This is a genomic window from Bradyrhizobium sp. (genome assembly GCF_016462955.1).
Classification (GTDB): domain Bacteria; phylum Pseudomonadota; class Alphaproteobacteria; order Rhizobiales; family Xanthobacteraceae; genus Bradyrhizobium.
Genome location: NZ_JAEMSD010000087.1, coordinates 1 through 1,787, shown reverse-complemented (window position 1 = coordinate 1,787; position 1,787 = coordinate 1). Strand labels below are relative to the sequence as shown.

The window sequence follows — 1,787 nt, the reverse complement described above, 5'->3', positions numbered from 1 at the left end:
CCCTTCTTTCCGTTCGGCAGCTCGATGCTGGTGCAGGTGCCGCCCTGCACGAATTTCCAGGCGTTGCCTTGGAAGTCCACGGTCGAGGTGCCCTGGCAGGTCGTGCCCGGACCCGCCGCGCAATCGTTCTGGCCCTTCAATGCGACGCCGAAGCACTTTTCCTTCTTGGCGGCGGCAGCCGCCTCGCCCTCGGCCTTGGTCAGGGGGCCGGCGGCGGCAAGGGTCGCGAGCGCCGTCGACACTGCACCGGCGAGGACGAGGGAGGCGACGGTATTTTTGGCAGACATGGAATTCTCCTGTTTGAGATGACATCGCCTGGCAGGCGATACGCGCATGGTCTCCTTCGCTCCGCGCATCGCCGCGTTACCGGCAAGAGCGCTCACGAGTTCGTGAAGACCGGTTGGATCGGCGCAAAAGGGTGCGCCCGGCCACGGATTTTCGGGCAGGAGGCAGGCTCAATGCCAATGCCTACGCTCTATCGAGAGTTAGCCGCCGGGCATTGGCGCGGTGCGCGCGCTCCGGCCAGAGTAACGAACGCGCACCTCGTGGCGTAGGCCTCGTCAGTGATCCGCGTGACACGCAGGCGAAGGCAGCGATGAAGATTGATCCCGAACGACGGCTTCATGCGAACGCGAGGATGACGTTCAGCATCCGCCTGGCGGTGTCCGCGCTGGTACTGGCGGCGATCCTGCTGACGGCCGCGCTCTCCAGCCTGTTGTGGTGGCGCACGGCGGAGGCCACCAGCCGGCAGCTTGCCTCCACCATCAACGAGCAGATCGTCGCCGCGGTGCGCAAGGAAGTCGCGGCCATCGTCGACGAGGCGCGCGCCGCGCATACCGCGATCCGCACCCTGTTCTTGCAGAACGTGCTCGACACCCGCGAGGCCGACAAGCGCGAGTTCGTGTTTCTGTCTCAATTGCAGTCGCAGGCGACGATCTCCTGGGTCGCCTTCGGCTGGCCCGACGGCTCCTTCTTCGCCGCGCACAAGCTCGGCGATCGTCGCCTCGAGATGATGGAGATCTCGTTGACCGATCATGCCGGCGAGCGCCGCGTCGATGAATATGACGTGGTGCCCGGCGACATCGAATTCGCCAATCGCCGCTTCGAGCCGACCTCATTCCGCGTGGCCGATCAGGCCTGGTTCAAGGCCGGTCTCGCGTCGGACGAGCCGCAATGGTTCAGAGTCGCGGACCATGCGACCGGCGAGCGGCCGTCGATCGCCTACGCCGGCCCGATCGACGTCTATCAGGAGCGGCAGGGCGTGCTCGCGGTGATCATCGAATATACGCGGCTGGCGCGCTTCCTCTCGCAGCTCGAGGTCGGCCGCACCGGGACTGCCTTCATCATCGGCGATAGGGGCGAACTCATCGCTGCGCCGGACAAGGCGGCCGACGAACTCCACCCCGCGCGCGGGGATACCACGCTGCTGCCGCTCGCGCGCGCAGCGCTCGACAAGGCGGGCGAGACCGGCCGCAAGGAGGCCTGGCGCAGCCGTCTCACCTCGGGCGGCGCGGCTTACGAAGTTGCGCTGACGCCGCTGCCGTTTCCCGGCTGGTCGCTCGCCACGGTGATCCCGGAGGCCGAGTTTCTCGGGCCGGTCGAGACGACGCTGCAGCGCCTGATCCTCGGTCTTGCCATCGGCGCCGTGCTTGCGGCCCTCGTCTCGGCCATGCTGGCCCGGTCCGTCATCGCCGCGCCGCTGTCGCGCGTCGTCGGCGAGCTTCGCCATGTCGAGGCCTTCGCCCTGGAGCAGGTGCGCCGTCATCCGTCACGGCTCAAGGAGATCG

2 protein-coding genes are annotated in these 1,787 nt (G+C 67.4%); one reads left to right on the top strand and one right to left on the bottom strand.

Annotation, left to right across the window (positions count from 1 at the left end):
- Positions 1-287: DUF2282 domain-containing protein (locus JHD07_RS12080; protein WP_291622282.1), on the bottom strand; the 287-nt coding region annotated here is incomplete at its 3' end.
- Positions 288-595: 308 nt separating this feature from the next.
- Here JHD07_RS12080 and JHD07_RS12075 point away from each other — a divergent pair.
- A partial coding sequence (locus JHD07_RS12075; protein ID WP_291622281.1) for a cache domain-containing protein occupies positions 596-1,787 on the top strand: 1,192 nt, incomplete at its 3' end.